This window comes from Streptomyces sp. NPDC001108, assembly GCF_053598535.1.
On sequence record NZ_JBSFKL010000009.1, the window covers coordinates 260,812 to 277,377 of the forward strand.

14 protein-coding genes are annotated in these 16,566 nt (G+C 74.2%); 9 read left to right on the forward strand and 5 right to left on the reverse strand.

Annotation, left to right across the window (positions count from 1 at the left end):
* Positions 1 to 1,608, reverse strand: a complete 1,608-nt coding sequence (locus tag ACWC97_RS21745) for a carboxyl transferase domain-containing protein (RefSeq protein WP_352273841.1) — start codon at positions 1,606 to 1,608, stop codon at positions 1 to 3.
* Positions 1,609 to 1,749: 141 nt separating this feature from the next.
* Here ACWC97_RS21745 and ACWC97_RS21750 point away from each other — a divergent pair, with 141 nt between their 5' ends.
* From ACWC97_RS21750 to ACWC97_RS21770, 5 genes are all read left to right on the forward strand, one after another.
* The gene (locus ACWC97_RS21750; RefSeq protein ID WP_352273842.1) at positions 1,750 to 2,358 is read left to right on the forward strand and encodes an SACE_7040 family transcriptional regulator; all 609 of its coding nucleotides are present in this window, start codon (positions 1,750 to 1,752) and stop codon (positions 2,356 to 2,358) included.
* Between the two features lie 177 nt (positions 2,359 to 2,535).
* A complete protein-coding gene (locus ACWC97_RS21755) occupies positions 2,536 to 4,071 on the forward strand; it encodes a glycosyltransferase (protein WP_450650969.1) in 1,536 nt (511 codons plus the stop codon).
* Entirely contained in the window at positions 4,068 to 5,585 is a 1,518-nt protein-coding gene (locus ACWC97_RS21760; protein WP_450650971.1) for a DUF6056 family protein, read from the forward strand. Before ACWC97_RS21755 ends, ACWC97_RS21760 begins: the two co-directional genes overlap by 4 nt.
* A 15-nt stretch (positions 5,586 to 5,600) precedes the next feature.
* Positions 5,601 to 6,386, forward strand: coding sequence for a phosphatase (locus ACWC97_RS21765; protein ID WP_352273845.1), 786 nt, complete (start codon positions 5,601 to 5,603; stop codon positions 6,384 to 6,386).
* A 273-nt stretch (positions 6,387 to 6,659) separates the two neighbouring features.
* Positions 6,660 to 8,291, forward strand: coding sequence for an NACHT domain-containing protein (locus ACWC97_RS21770; protein WP_450650973.1), 1,632 nt, complete (start codon positions 6,660 to 6,662; stop codon positions 8,289 to 8,291).
* Between the two features lie 15 nt (positions 8,292 to 8,306).
* On the opposite strand, the gene ACWC97_RS21775 is transcribed toward ACWC97_RS21770, so the two are convergent.
* From ACWC97_RS21775 to ACWC97_RS21790, 4 genes are all read right to left on the reverse strand, one after another.
* Entirely contained in the window at positions 8,307 to 9,182 is an 876-nt protein-coding gene (locus ACWC97_RS21775) for an acyl-CoA thioesterase (RefSeq protein ID WP_352273847.1), read from the reverse strand.
* A gap of 20 nt (positions 9,183 to 9,202) precedes the next feature.
* On the reverse strand, positions 9,203 to 10,360 hold the full coding sequence (locus ACWC97_RS21780) for an acyl-CoA dehydrogenase family protein (protein ID WP_352273848.1): 1,158 nt from the start codon (positions 10,358 to 10,360) through the stop codon (positions 9,203 to 9,205).
* Between the two features lie 160 nt (positions 10,361 to 10,520).
* Positions 10,521 to 10,937, reverse strand: coding sequence for a peptidase inhibitor family I36 protein (locus ACWC97_RS21785; RefSeq protein ID WP_450650976.1), 417 nt, complete (start codon positions 10,935 to 10,937; stop codon positions 10,521 to 10,523).
* A 210-nt stretch (positions 10,938 to 11,147) separates the two neighbouring features.
* Positions 11,148 to 11,543, reverse strand: a complete 396-nt coding sequence (locus tag ACWC97_RS21790; protein ID WP_450650977.1) for an HvfA family oxazolone/thioamide-modified RiPP metallophore — start codon at positions 11,541 to 11,543, stop codon at positions 11,148 to 11,150.
* Between ACWC97_RS21790 and ACWC97_RS21795 the strand changes: the two genes are divergently transcribed.
* From ACWC97_RS21795 to ACWC97_RS21810, 4 genes are all read left to right on the forward strand, one after another.
* Positions 11,542 to 12,393 carry a thiopeptide-type bacteriocin biosynthesis protein gene (locus ACWC97_RS21795; protein WP_352273850.1) on the forward strand — a complete coding sequence of 284 codons (852 nt, stop codon included), beginning with the start codon at positions 11,542 to 11,544 and terminating at the stop codon, positions 12,391 to 12,393. The genes ACWC97_RS21790 and ACWC97_RS21795 overlap by 2 nt on opposite strands.
* A 1-nt stretch (position 12,394) precedes the next feature.
* Positions 12,395 to 15,118 (forward strand): lantibiotic dehydratase, encoded by a 2,724-nt coding sequence (locus tag ACWC97_RS21800; RefSeq protein ID WP_450650979.1) that lies wholly within the window; start codon positions 12,395 to 12,397, stop codon positions 15,116 to 15,118.
* Positions 15,082 to 15,246, forward strand: coding sequence for a hypothetical protein (locus tag ACWC97_RS21805; protein ID WP_352273852.1), 165 nt, complete (start codon positions 15,082 to 15,084; stop codon positions 15,244 to 15,246). Before ACWC97_RS21800 ends, ACWC97_RS21805 begins: the two co-directional genes overlap by 37 nt.
* Positions 15,247 to 15,373: 127 nt before the next feature.
* Positions 15,374 to 16,564, forward strand: coding sequence for a lanthionine synthetase LanC family protein (locus ACWC97_RS21810; RefSeq protein WP_352273853.1), 1,191 nt, complete (start codon positions 15,374 to 15,376; stop codon positions 16,562 to 16,564).
* The last annotated feature ends 2 nt before the right edge of the window (positions 16,565 to 16,566 follow it).

Below are 16,566 nucleotides of genomic sequence, written 5' to 3' on the forward strand. Positions count from 1 at the left end.
TCACATCCGGAAGACGCCGAAGCCGGCGTCGCCCAGGGGGGCGTTGGCGCAGGCGGTCAGGGCGAGACCCAGCACCTGCCGGGTCTCCATCGGGTCGATCACACCGTCGTCCCAGAGCCGGGCCGTGGCGTAGTAGGCGTTGCCCTGGGTCTCGTACTGCTCGCGGATCGGCGCCTTGAACGCCTCCTCGTCGGCCGCGCTCCAGTCGTCACCGAGCTGGTCGCGCTTGACCGTCGCGAGGACGGAGGCGGCCTGCTCGCCGCCCATGACGGAGATCTTCGCGTTGGGCCACATCCACAGGAAGCGGGGGGAGTAGGCCCGGCCGCACATGGAGTAGTTGCCCGCCCCGTACGAACCGCCGACGACGACGGTCAGCTTGGGGACGCGGGTGCAGGCGACCGCCGTGACCATCTTGGCGCCGTGCTTGGCGATGCCGCCGGCCTCGTAGTCGCGCCCCACCATGAACCCGGAGATGTTCTGCAGGAAGACCAGCGGGATGCCGCGCTGGTCGCACAGCTCGATGAAGTGGGCGCCCTTCTGGGCGGACTCGGAGAACAGGATGCCGTTGTTGGCGACGATCCCGACCGGGTGGCCGTGGATGTGGGCGAAGCCGGTGACCAGCGTCGTGCCGTACTCGGCCTTGAACTCGGCGAACCGCGAACCGTCCACCACCCGGGCGATCACCTCCCGCACGTCGTACGGGGTCCGGGAGTCGACCGGGACGGCGCCGTACAGACCCGCCGGGTCGGCCTTCGGCTCCTCGACGGGGCGCACGGACCACGGCAGCGCGCCCCGGTCCGGCAGGGTGCCCACGATGTTCCGCACGATCCGCAGCGCGTGCGCGTCGTCCTCGGCGAGGTGGTCGGTCACCCCGGAGGTGCGGGAGTGGACCTCGCCGCCGCCGAGCTCCTCGGCCGTCACGACCTCGCCGGTCGCGGCCTTCACCAGCGGCGGGCCGCCCAGGAAGATCGTGCCCTGGTCGCGGACGATCACGGCCTCGTCGCTCATCGCGGGGACGTACGCCCCGCCGGCCGTGCACGAGCCCATGACCGCGGCGATCTGCGGGATGCCGGCCCCGGACATCCGGGCCTGGTTGTAGAAGATCCGCCCGAAGTGCTCCCGGTCGGGGAAGACCTCGTCCTGCATCGGCAGGAAGGCCCCGCCGGAGTCGACGAGGTAGAGGCAGGGGAGACGGTTCTCCAGCGCCACCTCCTGGGCGCGCAGGTGCTTCTTCACCGTCATCGGGTAGTACGTGCCGCCCTTGACCGTGGCGTCGTTGGCGACGATCACGCACTCGCGGCCGCTCACCCGGCCGATCCCGGAGATCACCCCGGCCGCCGGGGCGGCGCCCCCGTACAGCCCCTCGGCCGCCAGCGGGGCCAGCTCCAGGAACGGGGAGCCCGGATCGAGCAGGGTGTCGACCCGGTCCCTGGGCAGGAGCTTGCCGCGCGCCACATGCCGGGCGCGGGCCCGCTCACCTCCGCCGAGCCTGGCCCTGGCGAGCCGCTCGCGCAGCTCGTCGACGAGTGCGTGATGCGCCGCCTCGTTGGCCTTCCAGGCCTCGGAGGCGGGATCGGCCGCGCTCGCCAGCACCGGTGCCTGCTGCATCGTGTCGAGCCCCCTTGCCCGTACCGCAGTGGTTGACGGCTGTCCGTCGCCCCCTGGCGGGCGACCGGACGGCCGTTAGTGAACGTTAACGTCCGTTCCTCAGGTTAACGTTCGCTAACGCGACTGTCTAGAATCGAATCCATGACCACCAGGACGGACGCCCCCACCCGCCGCGAGCAGATCCTCAGGGAGGCCGCCCGCCTCTTCGCCGAGCGCGGCTTCCACGGCGTCGGTGTCGACGAGATAGGCGCCGCCGTCGGCATCAGCGGTCCCGGCCTCTACCGCCACTTCCCCGGCAAGGACGCGATGCTCGCCGAGCTGCTGGTCGGCATCAGCGAGCGGCTGCTGGCGGGCGGGCGGCTGCGCGTCGCGGAGGACGCGGCGGCCGGGGCGGGCTCCCCGCGGGCGCTGCTCGACGCGCTCATCGAGGGGCACATCGACTTCGCCCTCGACGACCGCCCCCTGATCACCCTCCACGACCGTGAGCTGGACCGGCTGCGCGAGGCCGACCGCAAGCGGGTCCGCCAGCTCCAGCGGCAGTACGTCGAGGTGTGGGTGGAGGTGGTCCGCGCCATCTACCCGGACCTGCCCGAGTACGAGGCCCGCGCCGCCGTCCACGCCGTCTTCGGCCTGCTCAACTCCACCCCGCACCTGGGCCGCCCCGGCGTGCGGCCGGACCGTGCGGAGACCGCGGCGCTGCTGCACCGGCTGGCGCGCGGGGCGTTCGAGGCGGCGGCGGTCCGCCCCTGAGCGGCGTATCACCCGCCCGTCGTGGAATGGTGAACATATGAATTGATGTGTGAACGGTGCGGGATTCCTTGAATCCTTCTCCTTTTCCCCCTTTCTTCGCCCATTTCCTCGGAGTGTCGCGGCGATCCCCGGGCTTATGGTTTGAGGCGTCTCGCCCGCGCCTGCTGGGGAAATGAAATGAAAACATGCCAGGTCTCGGTCGTCGTTCCCTGTTTCAATGAGGACGAGGTGATCGAGTCCTTTCACCGAGAGCTGATCGCCGCCCTCGAACCGACTCGGCAGACGTTCGAGATCGTGTACGTCGACGACGGCAGCGGCGACGGGACCCGCGCCCGCGTCCGCGCCTTCGCCACCGCCGACCGCCGCGTCCGCTACACCTCCTTCAGCCGCAACTTCGGCAAGGAGGCCGCCATGCTCGCCGGGCTGGGCATGTCCCGCGGCGACGCCGTCGTCCTCATGGACGCCGACCTCCAGCACCCGCCGGAACTCCTGCCCCGCATGCTGGAGCTGCGCCGGCACGGCTACGACCAGGTCGTGGCCCGCCGCGACCGCAGCGGCGAGGGTGCCCTGCGCACCCTCCTCTCCACCGCCTACTACCGCGCCATGGGCCGCTGCATGGACGTGGCCGTCGTCGACGGCGAGGGCGACTTCCGGCTGCTCTCGCGGCGGGCCGTGGACGCCGTACTCGCCCTGCCCGAGACCAACCGGTTCTCCAAGGGGATCTTCTCCTGGATCGGCTTCGACACCGTGGCCTTCACCTACCGCAACGTCCGGCGCGCGGCCGGCAGCTCGAAATGGGGCGGCAGACGGCTGCTGAACTACGGGATCGACGGACTGATCTCCTTCAACAGCCGCCCCCTGCGCCTCGCCATCCACGCCGGACTCGCCCTCGCCCTGGCGGCCCTCGGATACGCCCTGTGGATCATCGCCGGCGTCGCGCTGCACGGGGTCGGCGTACCCGGCTACACCACGCTGCTCACCGCCGTCGTGGCGCTCGGCGGAATCCAGCTCGCCACCCTGGGCGTGATCGGCGAATACGTGGGCCGTATCTACTGCGAGTCGAAACGGAGACCGCATTACCTGGTGCGGGAGACGAGCGAATCCCTGGAAACCGCCCTGATGCGCGGCATTCCGGCGGAGCTGGTCACGGTGAATTCGGCACCGGTGCATTCGGCCCCTTCTCCTTGTTCTCCCTCCTCTTTCTCCTCCCCGTCCGGCTCCGTACCGTCCGCCCCGGGCGACCGGGTCGAGGTGGCACGGGTACGGGAGGAATCGGCGCACGGCGACGCCGGAGCCCGCACCACCGGCTCCCGGACCGGGAGGCAGTTCCTGACGTTCGCCGCGATCGGCGTCGTCAACACGGCGGTGTACCTCGCCGTGTACGCCTCCCTGAACGACTGGATGCCCTATCTGGCCGCCCATGCCATCGGATACGCGGTCAGCGTCGTGGGCTCCTTCCTGCTCAACTCGTACCTGACCTGCCGTACCCGGCCGACCTGGCAGGCGTTCGCCCGCTACCCCCTGTCGAGCGCGGTCAACCTCGTGCTCAGCGGCGCACTGCTCACCCTCGGGGTGAGCGGGCTGGACATGGACAAGACCCTCGCCGGCCTGACCGCGGGGCTGCTGGCCACCCCGTTCTCCTTCCTGCTCGCCCGCTGGGCGATCGACTCCGGAACCCCCCGGGCCCCGTACGAAGGAGAGACCCGCGCATGACCACGGACACCCTCGAAACCCCGCGGGCACCGGAGCGGGAACGGGAACGGCGGGACGCACGCCGCCGGGCCACCGGCTGGACGGCGGCGCTCGGCCTCTTCCCGTTCACCCTGCTCGCCGCGGTCTTCTGGATCGGCCGCCTGGTCCGCCCCGGGGCGGACGACTGGTGCTTCCTCCCCGTCGTCCGCGACGAGGGCGCCTCCGGGATGATCGCGAAGTTCTACTACGAGGACAACGGGCGCGTCGCCAACGCCCTGATGGTCGTCGCGTACGGAGTCTTCGGCACCTCCGGACACCGCTGGTACGCGCTGGTCAGCGGGGTGGCCATGGTCGGCATCCTGTGGGCGCTGACCGTCACCGTCCTTGGCCGCACGGGGCTGACCGCGCCGCGCGGGACGCCGCTGATCGCGGCCGCGATGGCCGCGGTGGTCTTCTTCCTCGCGACGCCCGAGACGTACAAGGTGTTCTACTGGCCCGCCAACTCCGTCTCGCACACCCTCGCCCCGGTGCTGGTCTGCGCCGCCGTGATCCCGCTGCTGCGGGCCCGGACCCGGCGGGGCAGGGGGGCCGCCCTCGGCGTCGCGCTCCTGGGCGGGTTCTTCTTCGGAACGCTCTCCGAGGAGACCGCGGTCGTGGCCTGCGTCCTCCTCGCCACGGTGCTGCTGCTCGGCCCGCTCGCCCACCCCGGGCCCGGCCGGACCCTGGTCCGCCGCTGGTGCCTGCTGGCCCTGGCCGGGATCCTCGCCGGGGTGGCCGTGCTCTACACCTCGCCCGGCGCGCACGCCCGGCGCTCGCGCTTCGGCGCCGACGCCGGTTCCATGCTCGACGCGGGACGGCTCGCCACCGCCCTGCGGGCCTTCGGCGAGATCCTCGGCACCGTCCTGACCACCTGGCAGTACCTGGGGGCGCTCGCCGCCGGGCTGCTCCTCGGACTGCTGGCCCGGGACGCCGGGCGGACGGCCGGCACGGGCGGGCCGGACGGGGGCGCGGCGCCCGGACCGCTCCGGAGCAGGCCGCTGCTCCTGGCCGCCGCCGGGGCCCTCGCCTTCCTGGTCTCCGGCTTCCTCTGCACCGTCATCACATACCCGGCCTTCGGCGCGACGGTGGCGATCGCGGCCCGCGTCTGGGGCGACTTCCTGCTGGTGTACGTCCTGCTGCTGGCCGCTCTCGGCGCCCTGCTGGGGCGCGCGGTGCGGGCCGGGCGGGGGGCGCGCACGGCGGTGGCCGCCGTCGCCGCCGCCGTCTGCGCGCTGAGCTGCGTCGGACTCGCCGCGCCCCTGTTCCGGCTCGGCACGCAGATGGAGGTCCGGGCCGAGCGCTGGGACCGCCAGGACCAAACACTGCGGGAAGGGGCGGCGCGCGGCGCCCGGGTGCTCCCGTACACCCCGGTGTCGGTCGGCCGAATGGTCGAACCGTTCGGCAGGCACGGGCAACGGCCCTGGCCCGCGCAGTGCGTCGCCCAGTACTACGGTCTGGACAAGGTCACGTACTCCCGGCACGGAGCGCACCCCTGACGGCACAATGGGTTCATGCCGATACCGAGCCGTGCCGCCCTCGTCGAACACCTCGTCCGTACGCGTATCGCCGGGGATGTCGCCACACCGCGCGACAACAACCTCTCCCACTACCGGCAGCTCGCCAACGGCGACCGCCACTACTGGCTGGGCCTGGAGCTCGGGGACCGGTGGCGCGACGAGCAGGACGTGCTGGCGGTGATGGCCGAGCGCTGCGGCGTCAGCGACGACCCGGAGCACCGGTACGGCCAGGACACCATCGACCCGGAGCTGACGGTCGACGCGCTGGAGCGGATGGCGGCCCGGCTGCGGAAGGCGGCGGCGGGCGCGGAACGGGTGCTGTTCGCGACCGGCCACCCGGGCGGGCTGCTGGACGTCCACCGGCAGACCGCGCAGGCGCTGCGGGCGGCCGGCTGCGAGATCGTCCGGATCCCCTCGGGGCTGGTCGCCGACGAGGGCATGGTCTTCCAGTTCGCGGACGTCGCCGTGCAGGAGCGGGGCGCGACGCTCTGGCACACCCACTCGCCCGCCCCGATGGCCGCCATCCTGGACGGCCTCGAGCGCGAGGGCCGCCCGCTCCCGGACCTGGTCGTCGCCGACCACGGCTGGGCCGGCTGCGCCGCGCAGCGCGGCCTGGACGCGGTCGGGTACGCGGACTGCAACGACCCGGCGCTCTTCCTCGGCGAGGCGGAAGGCACCCTCCAGGTCGCCGTCCCGCTGGACGACCATGTGATCGACCCGCGCTTCTACGACCCGATGACGGCCTACCTGCTGAACGCGGCGGGGCTGGACGCCGACTGATCCCGGCCGGGATCAGCCGTGTCCGGGCCGGGAGCGGCGGGCGCCGGTGACCGCCGGATGCCCTTCCGCGCCCGGTCCGGCGGGCGGGCGGGGGTCGGGGGCGCCGGACGTCCCTTCGGCGGTCGGCCCGGCGGGCGCCCGTGATCGCCCGTGATCGCCGGATGCCCCTTCCGTAACGGGTCCGTACCTGTCCCGTGGCGCGTGCCGCAACTCCGCCGCGCACGCGCGCCGTTGCTACTCTGTGCCGCGAATGTCCAGTGCCGTGGGGGGCCCATGTTCACATCGGGGCGTCGATCGCGCGGGCGCGGGCAGAAGCCGGTTCTCACCGGGCTGCTCGTCCTGCTCGCCCTGTTCCTTCTCCAGGAGCTCGCCGCCGGGCTGCTGCCCGACATCTACAAGGGCTTCGCGGGCGAGAGCCGGAAGACGCTCGTCATCGGCGCGGTCGTCGCCTTCGCCGTGGTGGGCCTGCTCCTCTACATCGTGCACCTGCGCGGCCTCGTCCCGCCGGAGCCGGACTTCGCGCTCGGTGCCGAGGAGCGGGCCAGGGTCCGCGCGGCCCTGCTGCACGCGGTGCGCCGCAGCTGGACGGAGGGCGCGGACCGGGCCCGGGAGCGCGCCGTACGGATCGAGCTGGGCCTCGCCGAGCACCGGACGGCCGTGCACGACCCCTGGGGCGCCCCCCGGCTCGCGGCCGGGGGCCCGGAGGGAGGCGTGCCGCTGCCCGCGGGAACCCGGATCGGCGAGGTCTTCGACCGTCACCAGGCGCAGCTCCTCGTCCTGGGCGACCCCGGCGCGGGCAAGACCTCGCGGATGCTCGAACTGACCGAGTACCTGGCCGCGGCGGCCGAGCGGGACGACGCCGCTCCCGTTCCGGTGGTCCTGCTGCTGACGGACTGGCACGGCGGACCGATGGTCCCCTGGGTCCTCGACGAGTTGCACAGCCGCTACCGGGTCCCCCGGGAAACCGGGCTCGCCCTCCTCCGGGACAACGGCCTCGCCCTCGTCCTGGACGGGCTCGACGAGGTCGCTCCGGGCCTGCGCGCCGACTGCGTCCGCGCGGTCAACGCACTGATCGGCGCCGAGGGACACCCGCACTGCCCGATCGCCGTCTCGTGCCGCTCGGCCGACTACGAGGAGCTGGGGGAACGGCTCACGGTCAACGGCGCGGTCCGCGTGCGGCCCATGGACGTCGCGGCCGTGCACGCGCTGCTCGACAGCGCGGGCGAAGGGCTGCGCGGCCTGGCCGTCGCCGCTGCCGCCGATCCGGTACTGGCCCGGCTGCTGACCACACCGCTGATGCTGGGCGTCGCCGCGCTCGCCTACGAGGGCGTGGACGAGGAGGAGGTCACCGCCCTCGGCGACACGGAGGAGCGCAGGGGCCGCATCTTCGACGCCTACATCGAGCGCATGATCCACCGGGACCGGACGCTGCAGGGGCGGCCGGTCACACCGCAGCGCCCCGCCGCCCAGGTGCGGGCCGGTCTGCTGCGGCTCGCCCGGGTCCTCGGGGAGTCGCACGCGACGGTGTACTACGCCAACGACTTCACGCGCGTCATCCTCCAGGCCCCGGACGACGTGGTCCGGCAGCAGGTGCCGGCCGGGCTGTACCCGGTGTTCCGGGCCATGCGCCGGCTGAGCGGATACGAGGCCGGAAACCCCGCCAGCCGGCCGAACCCGGTCTACCGGCTCTTCGTCGGCTTCTACCAGGTGCCCCTCCCGCTGCTGGGGTCGCCGTTGGCGGACTACCTCCAGCGGGGCTTCCTCGACTACGCGACCGACCGGGCGATCATGCGCCGCGTGGGCGACGGCCACGCCTTCCTGCACAAGACCGTCCAGGACCATCTCGCGGCGCGGGCGGCCCGCATGACCCCGGAGGAGATGCGGGCGCTGGAACGGTCGGCCTGAGCGGGCGGCCCAGGATCAGGTCCGGGGCACCCGGACCACGCCCTCCTGGATGACGGTGATCGCCAACCGGCCGTCCTGGGTGTGGATCCGGGCCTGGCCCAGGCCCCGCCCGCCGGACGCGGAAGGTGACTCCTGGTCGTACAGCAGCCATTCGTCGGCCCGGAACGGCCGGTGGAACCACATCGCGTGGTCCAGGCTCGCCCCGACCACGTCGCCGACCGTCCAGCCGCCGCGCCCGTGGGCGAGGAGCACCGAGTCGAGCAGCGTCATGTCGGAGACGTACGTCGCCAGGCAGACGTGGAGCAGCGGGTCGTCCGCCAGCTTGCCGTTGGTGCGGAACCACACCTGGGAGCGGGGCTCGCGGGGCTCGCCGACGGTGGCGAAGGGCGGTTCGTCCACGTACCGCAGATCGACCGCGGCCCGCGCCTCGATCAGCCGGTCCACCACGCCCGGGTCGCGGAAGCGGTCCGCGTGGCGGGGCAGCATCTGCGCGGCGGTGGGCAGGGTCTCCGGGTCCGGCGCGGGCGGCATCGGCGCCTGGTGCTCCAGGCCCTCCTCGTACGTCTGGAAGGACGCCGAGAGGTGGAAGACCGGCTGGCCGTGCTGGACGGCGACGACCCGGCGGGTGGTGAAGGAGCGGCCGTCGCGGATGCGGTCGACGCTGTAGACGATCGGCGCGCCCGGATCGCCCGCCCGCAGGAAGTACGCGTGCAGGGAGTGGGCACCCCGCTCGGCGGGGACGGTGCGGCCCGCGGCGACCAGCGCCTGGGCCGCGACCTGGCCGCCGAAGACGCGGGGGACGAGCGAGGAACGGCTCGTACCCCGGAAGATGTCCTGCTCGATCTGCTCCAGGTCGAGCAGATCGAGCAGGGAATCGAGTGCGGTGCTCATGGGACGGACGGAGTCGTTCCTCAGAGGCCCATGGACTTGGCGATGATCGACTTCATGACCTCGCTGGTGCCGCCGTAGATGCGGTTGACCCGGTTGTCCGCGTACAGGCGGGCGATCGGGTACTCGTTCATGTAGCCGTAGCCGCCGTGCAGCTGGAGGCAGCGGTCGATGACGCGGTGCGCGACCTCGGTGCAGAACAGCTTCGCGGAGGCGGCCTCGGCGGGGCTCAGCTCACCGGCGTCCAGCGCCTCCAGGGCGCGGTCGGCGACGGCCTCGGCGGCGTCCACCTCGGCCTGGCAGGCGGCCAGTTCGAACTTGGTGTTCTGGAAGGACGCCACCGTCTTGCCGAAGACCGTGCGCTCCTGGACGTAGCTCTTGGCGAACTCCACGGCGGCCTTGGCCTGCGCGTACGCGCCGTGGGCGATGCCCCAGCGTTCGGACGGCAGGTTCTGGCCGAGGTAGTGGAAGCCCTTGTTCTCCTCGCCGAGCAGGTCGGCGACGGGCACCTTCACGTCGACGAACGCCAGCTCGGCGGTGTCGGACGTGCGCAGGCCGAGCTTGTCGAGCTTGCGGCCGATCGAGTAGCCCTCGGACTTGGTGTCGACGGCGAACAGCGAGATGCCGAAGCGGCGGTCCTCGGCGGTCGGCGCGGAGGTGCGGGCGCAGACGATCACCCGGTCGGCGTGGACGCCGCCGGTGATGAAGGTCTTGGAGCCGTTGAGCACGTAGTGGGTGCCGTCGTCCGAGAGCTTGGCGGTGGTCTTCATCCCCGCGAGGTCGGAGCCGGTGCCCGGCTCGGTCATCGCGAGCGCCCACATCTCCTCGGCGGAGACGAACTTCGGCAGGTAGCGCTTCTTCTGGTCGTCCGTGGCGAGCATCTTGATGTACGGGAGGGCGAGCAGCACATGCACGTTGGACCCGCCGAAGTTGACGCCCGCGCGGGCCGTCTCCTCGTACTGGACGGCCTCGAACTTGTGCGTCTCCAGCCCGGCGCCGCCGAACTCCTCGGGCACGTTGATGCCGAACAGGCCCAGGTCGGCGAGCTTGCCGTAGAACTCGCGCGGCACGATGCCCTGCTGGAACCACTCGTCGTAGTGCGGGACGACCTCGGCCTCGATGAAGGCGCGGATGGTCTCCCGGAACGCCTCGTGGTCCTCGTTGTATACCGTACGGCGCACGGGATGCCTCCTTGGTCGGCTGCGGTCGGGCTTCGGCCGGACTGGCTAAGCGCTTGCTCAGACCGTTAGAAGTTACCCAAGGGTCACCGGCACTGTCCAGGTGATGCGCAGCACGCCGCGCCGGGCCGGACCCGGGGGCCCGACCCGGCACCCGGCCGGACTACTGGGGCTTGAACGAGCGGATCTGGTAGCTGCCCTGGAGGTTGCCGCCGCTGCCGGCGGCGGTGGAGCCGACCCGGTCGTTGTAGTTGGTCTTGGTGTAGTACTGCACGCGGTGGCCGGTGCCGTTCCACACCGAGAGGACGTTCTTGCCCTTCTGGATGAAGGAGCAGTCGTCGGCGGTGTTGGCCCGCTGACTGTCGGACCACTGACAGCGCGTGCCGCCCCCGTTCCAGTCGCTGTAGATGCAGAAGTATCCGGGGCTGCAGCTGTAGGCGGCCCGGGCGGTCGTGGCGTGCCCGGTGGCGGCGGTGTGCGAAGGGGGCGCGGCGGTGGCGGTGGTGGCCGCCACCGGGCCGGTGCCGAGTCCGAGGGCCAAGGCGAGCGAGGCGACGGTGAGCGCGCTGATGCGGTGCATGGCGGAAACCTCTTCTCCTGACGGCTGCTTCTCCTGACGGCGGCTGCTGCTCCAGCCGGGGCCGGCGCACGGGGGTGCCCGGCCCGCCCAGCAGCGTGGCACGGCCGCGACCTGCGCGGACAGGCGGACGCGGGGGCGCTCGGAGCCCGCTCCGGGACCGGGGCGTCCCGGGGTGCACCGGCGCGGCCGCTCGCGCTCGCGTCCCGTCGGTCACGCCAAGCGCACACCCATCCAAGATATGACTAATGCCCCCATCTCTTTCAGCCGGTGCTTCCCCGGGAAAAGTGAGTGACGAAGGGCCTGAACCAGGCCGACACAGGCGAGAAGGACGGTCCCGCATCCGTCCGGCGCAGCCGGTCCCCACCGCGAAGCCCCGCGGACACCGTGCGCACCCGGGCCGGCCCCACGGCCCCGCGGACTCACCGGGCGGCCCCGAACCGCCCCCGCCCCCGCGCCCCGCACCGTTACGGCCCACGCACCGGTGGCCGCGTACGGCCCACGCACCACGACGCACCGCCCTGCACCGCACCGCATCGCAGCCCTGTGCCGCGTCGCGCCGCATCGCCCTGCACCGCACCGCACCCGTACGACACACGGAGGTCCCATGCTGGGGGTGAACCACCCGGAAGCGAGCTGGGTCCAGGTCAACCTGACCCCGAGGCCGACGGCCTGGCCGCGGCTGTACGCATGGCTCGCCGGCACCGCACGCGACCTCCTTGCCGCCGACACCGCGCGCGCCTTCTTCTTCATGCACAAGCCACCGGGGATGCGGCTGCGCTTCCAGGCGTACGGGGCGGGCGGAACCGTACCGCTCCGGACCGAACTCCTCGGCAGGCTGGGGGAGTTCGACGGGCTGGCCGGGCCCCCGGTGTGCGCGGTATACGAACCGGAGTCCTATCTCTTCGGCGGCCCCGCCTCCATGCCCTGGGTGCACGAACTGTTCACCGCCGACTCCCTGGCCTGGCTCGACCACCACACCCGCTGCCCGGCCACCGGCACCGCCACCGACGCCGGGGTCGTGGCCGCCGCGGACTGGCGGCTCTCCCTCTTCCTGCTCCGCGACATGTTCGACGGACTCCGGATCGTCGGCTGGGAGCACCGGGGCGTCTGGGACGCGGTCCGCACCGACACCGGGCGCGGCCTGCCCGACGGTCTGCGCGACGCCACGCTCCGCCGCGCCGCCGAGGGCATCCGCGCCCACTGGCGGCAGCCCCGCGACCGACTGCTCGCCGCCCTGCCCGAGGAGTGCCGGGCGGTGGCCGAGGGTCACGGCGACGCGGTGCGCCGGGCCGCCGACCACTGGCGCACCGGCTACTTCGAGTCCGGGGACGCGGTGCGCGGGCCGCGCCGTGCCGCCGCCTACGCCGTGATCTTCCACTGGAACCGGGGCCGGTTCTCGTTCGCCCGGCAGAGCCTGCTCACCGAGGCGCTGGCCGACGACGGGGCGGTGGACTGACATGACCGGATTCCGCACCGCCGCCCCCGTCCCGGAGCCCGCCCGCTCCGACGCGGCCCGGGGACCGCTGCTCGGCGCCACCGCGCTGGTACGGGCGGCCGGCGTCCCCTGTTCGACGTGGACGGCCGCGGGCGGCTCCGGGCTGTTCGGCCGGGTCCTCGCGTACGCCGACGACGCCGGGCGGCGGGCCGCGCGCGCCCGAAGACTGGCCGAGGAGCTGGGCGGCCTCGTCCCCGACCCGCGTCTGACGGCCGCCGAGCGCCGCCGGGTGCTCGCCCTGCGCCGGCGGCTCCACGCGGGAGCGGCGCCCACCGGGGCGGACCACGACTTCCTCCTGGGGCTGCCCGGGGCCGCCGGGCCGGCCCGGGAGGCGGCCGGGCTGTCCGGGGCGGCCGACCGGGCCCGCCGGGAGCGGGCGGCCCTGGAACGGGAGACCGCGGCGGAGCGCGAGCGGGTGGCGGGGCTCGGCTGGACGCTGGTCCGCGCCGACCCGGTGCTGCGGGAGTTCCTGGACGCGGCGCATCCCGGGCTGGTGGCGGAGGTGGCCGCCCGGCTGGCCGCGGGGGAGCGGTGGACCGGGAAGCGGCTGCGCAAACGATCCGCCCATCTGTGGCGGGTGCTGGGCCGGTCGGCGGTGAAGACCACGCCGCGCGGCTGGGTGGGGCAGGTGGCCCCGGTCCCGGTCGGCGGTCCGGCGGCGGGCGGGCGGCTCCTCACCCCCGGCGCCGAACTCGCCGCGCTGGCCGCCGAGGTGGTGGAGAACGTCCACACGGTACGGATCCGGGCCGCCGCCCAGGACCTGCGCACCGCCGACCCGGCGACCGCGCTGGCCCTCGCCCCGCTGCACCTCACCGAGGACGGCGCCGACGGCACCGGGACGGGCGGCACCCTGCGCGTCTACGCGGTCGACCCGGCCGACCCCGGACGGCTGCGGCAGACCGCCCTGCGGCGCACCGCCCTCCTCGACCGCGTCCTCGTTGTGCTCGCCGAAGGGCCGCTCACCCTCGCGGAGTTGGAGCACGCGCTGCCGGTCTCCCACCCCGCCGTCCTGCGCGGCTTCCTCGCCCACCTCGTCGGTCTGGGCGTGCTCCAGCCCTGTGCGGCCCCCCGCCGCCACCACACCCCCTGGTTCCCGGCCGCCCGGGTCACCGCCGCCGGCACGCTGCCCCGCCCCGAGGACCGGGGCGCGGAGCCCGGGACGGACGACGACCGCTTCCTCGACTCGTACCGCGCCGTGGGCGCCCGCGTCCCCGGACCGGCCGCCGCCCGAGTCCAGCGCGCCCTCGGCACCGCCCACCGGATCGCCGCCCTGCGCCGCGCCGACCGGGCCGCCGGCACCGGCGCGCCGCCCCCCGTCCCCGGCACCGAGGGGCTCGACGAGCACCCCCGCCCGCTCGGCGCGGTCCTCGCCGCGCTCCTGGCGCCGGACGCGCCCGCGCCCCCCGCCCGGGGCCCGAACCGCCACCACGGCTGGCACCCGGCGCACGACCCCGCGTCCGGATACGCCCGGCTCCTCGCCCACCTCGCCGACCGCGCGGCCGAGCCGTGCGTGGACGTGGACGACGCCCTGCTGGACGCCCTCGGCGCGCCGCCGGCCGACGACGTCGTACCGCCCTGGCCGCTGGACTGCCTGCTGCGCCCGCTGGCCGGGCCGGGAGCGCTCGCGGTCCTGGAGACGGCCTCGCCCGCCGGGATCATCGACGCCCGGTTCACCGAGGCGCTCCGGGAACTCCACGGCGGCTACGACACCGCCGACGCCTACCGGGAGTTCCTGGCCGCCGTGGAACGGCGCGCGGGGGTGCGGTTCGTGGAACTGCTGGTGCCCCCGGTCGACGGCCACGCCGCCAACACCGTCCGGCGCCCCGTCCTCACCCGCTGGTGGACGGGCGACCCCAACCCGGCCGCGTACTTCGCGCCCGGCGGCCCCGAACAGCGCTACCTGCCGCTGGACCGCATCACCCTGCGCCGGTCGGGCCGCCGGATCGTCGCCGAGGCGGACGGGGTGCGCCTCCTGCCCGTCCACCACGCCACCCGCAACCCGATGCCGCCCTACGACCGCCTGGTCCGGCTGCTGCTCGCCGCCGGGCATCCCTGGTCGGGCACCGTGACCGGCCTGGACGGCCTCGCCGAAGCCCTGCCCCGGGGCCCCGTCGACCCCGCGGCCCCCGCCGTCACCCGCGCGCCCCGGGTGACGGCCGGCCGCGACCTGGTGGTCTGCCCGGCCACCTGGCGGGTGGAGCGCGCCCTGCTGTGGCGGCGGGAGGACGACGACCTCGACCGGGTCCGGATCCTCGGCACGCTCCGGCGCACCGCGGGGCTGCCGCGCTTCGTCTTCGTACGGCCGGCGTTCGGGGCGAAGCCGGTACCGGCCGACCTCGACGCGCTGACCGCCCTCGACGTCATCGACCGGGTCCGTGCCGCCCCCGGTGACGAACTGGTCCTGGAGGAGATGCTGCCCGGCCCGCAGGCCGGGGAGCGGGGACCGGTGCTGCGCGACGCGCTGCACCGGGGCGAACCGGTGGCCGCCGGTCTGCTGCTCAGGCTCCCCTTCGACCGGACCCCCCAGGAGGCGGCGGCCGGGGCCGCCGCACTCCTCCCCGACGTCCCCGGCCCGCCCGCACCCGATGCGAGCGGCCCGGGGCGGCCAACACCCACAGGAAACACCGGAGAGAACCAAGGAGAAACGCCATGCCCATCATGGAGCTCACCGACCTCGACCACCTGATCGACGAACTGGACGAGCGGATCACCAGCGCCGACCTGCCCGCCGTGGAGGCCAGCGACAGCCTCATCTGTGCCACGGTCGTCATCTGTGGCAACTCGACCATCTGCGGATCCGCCATCAACTGCTGACCGTCCCCCGACGGCTACCGGCCCGCGCCACCGCCGGCAGCCGGTTCCCCCGCGGACCCCGTGTCCGTCGTTGAGCCGAACGGAGCCACCCGGACCGGTACGGGTGGCTCCCCGACGAGGAGCTCCGATGCACCCAGGTAACCAGGCCCCGCCCCGCCGGGCCGCCCTCGACCTCGCCGTCCGGTTCCTCGACGACTTCGCCCGGGGCCCCCACGTCGCCCCCGACCCCGGCGTCCCCGTGCTGGCCGCCCTCGTCGCGGAGACCCACGGGACGGGCGCGGCCGACACCGTCCGGCGCGCGGTGTCGGCCTGGGCGCGGACGGTCGGCCGGGGCCCCTCCCACGACGGCCTGTACGACGGCGGCCTGGCCGGCACGTTCACCGGGCTGCGCATGGCCGCCCGTATCCACCCGCCGCTGCACCGCGCCGCCGACCGGCTCCGCGACCACCTCCTCGACCGGGCCGCCGCGCACCCCTGGCGCACGACCGACGTCGGCCTGCCCGACTACGACCTCATCGGCGGCCCCTCCGGCACCCTGCTCGCCCTCTGCGCCGGTGAACCCGAACCGACGAGCCGTCAACTCCTGCCGTACGCAGCCCACTTGGCGCTGCTCTGCGACGACGGGGAGCTGCGCCGACTGCGCATCGGCCAGTACGCCGGCCACCCGCATCTGGGCTGGCTCCACGGCCGGGTCAACACCGGAATGGGCCACGGCGTGGCCGGGCTCGCCGCCGCGCTCACCGCCGCCGTCCGCCGCACCGGCCCGCGCCCCCGGCTGACCAACGCCCTGCGCCGCGCCGTCCGCTGGCTGATCCGGCAGTCCTTCGACGACGCCCGCTCGGTCCGGAGCTGGGACGGGGCCGGGCTCGACGGCCCGCCGCCCACCGGCCCGCTGTCCCGGCAGGCCTGGTGCTACGGAACCCCGGGCATCACCTGGGCGCTCTGGGACGCGGCCGACGCGCTGGGCGACCGGGAGGCCGCCGACTGGGCGGCGCACGCCTTCACCACCGTCGCCGACCAGTACGACATGGCCTTCCACCTCTACGGGGCCCCGCTGACCGACCGGCTCGGGCTCTGCCACGGCGCGGCGGGCGTCCTCGTCGTGGCGGACGCCTTCCACCGCTGGGCCCGGGTGCCCGCCGCCGCCCCGCTCGCCGCCCGCCTCACCGAGCACCTGGGCAGCCGCCTCCCGGACGCCCTCGTCGCCGCCCGCCCGTCCGCCGCCCTCCTCGACGGCGCCCCCGGCGCCCTCGCGGCGCTGCTCACCGTCACCCACCCCGCCTCGCGCGACTGGCTGCCCTGTCTCGGGCTGCGCTGACG

Coding starts and splice junctions, on each gene's coding strand:
- ACWC97_RS21775 (WP_352273847.1), bottom strand. CDS start 9,182: ATGAGCACCGCACTCGATTCCCTGCTCGATCTGCTCGACCTGGAGCAG.
- ACWC97_RS21770 (WP_450650973.1), top strand. CDS start 6,660: ATGTTCACATCGGGGCGTCGATCGCGCGGGCGCGGGCAGAAGCCGGTT.
- ACWC97_RS21760 (WP_450650971.1), top strand. CDS start 4,068: ATGACCACGGACACCCTCGAAACCCCGCGGGCACCGGAGCGGGAACGG.
- ACWC97_RS21750 (WP_352273842.1), top strand. CDS start 1,750: ATGACCACCAGGACGGACGCCCCCACCCGCCGCGAGCAGATCCTCAGG.
- ACWC97_RS21790 (WP_450650977.1), bottom strand. CDS start 11,543: ATGGGACCTCCGTGTGTCGTACGGGTGCGGTGCGGTGCAGGGCGATGC.
- ACWC97_RS21745 (WP_352273841.1), bottom strand. CDS start 1,608: ATGCAGCAGGCACCGGTGCTGGCGAGCGCGGCCGATCCCGCCTCCGAG.
- ACWC97_RS21785 (WP_450650976.1), bottom strand. CDS start 10,937: ATGCACCGCATCAGCGCGCTCACCGTCGCCTCGCTCGCCTTGGCCCTC.
- ACWC97_RS21765 (WP_352273845.1), top strand. CDS start 5,601: ATGCCGATACCGAGCCGTGCCGCCCTCGTCGAACACCTCGTCCGTACG.
- ACWC97_RS21810 (WP_352273853.1), top strand. CDS start 15,374: ATGCACCCAGGTAACCAGGCCCCGCCCCGCCGGGCCGCCCTCGACCTC.
- ACWC97_RS21805 (WP_352273852.1), top strand. CDS start 15,082: ATGCCCATCATGGAGCTCACCGACCTCGACCACCTGATCGACGAACTG.
- ACWC97_RS21795 (WP_352273850.1), top strand. CDS start 11,542: ATGCTGGGGGTGAACCACCCGGAAGCGAGCTGGGTCCAGGTCAACCTG.
- ACWC97_RS21800 (WP_450650979.1), top strand. CDS start 12,395: ATGACCGGATTCCGCACCGCCGCCCCCGTCCCGGAGCCCGCCCGCTCC.
- ACWC97_RS21755 (WP_450650969.1), top strand. CDS start 2,536: ATGAAAACATGCCAGGTCTCGGTCGTCGTTCCCTGTTTCAATGAGGAC.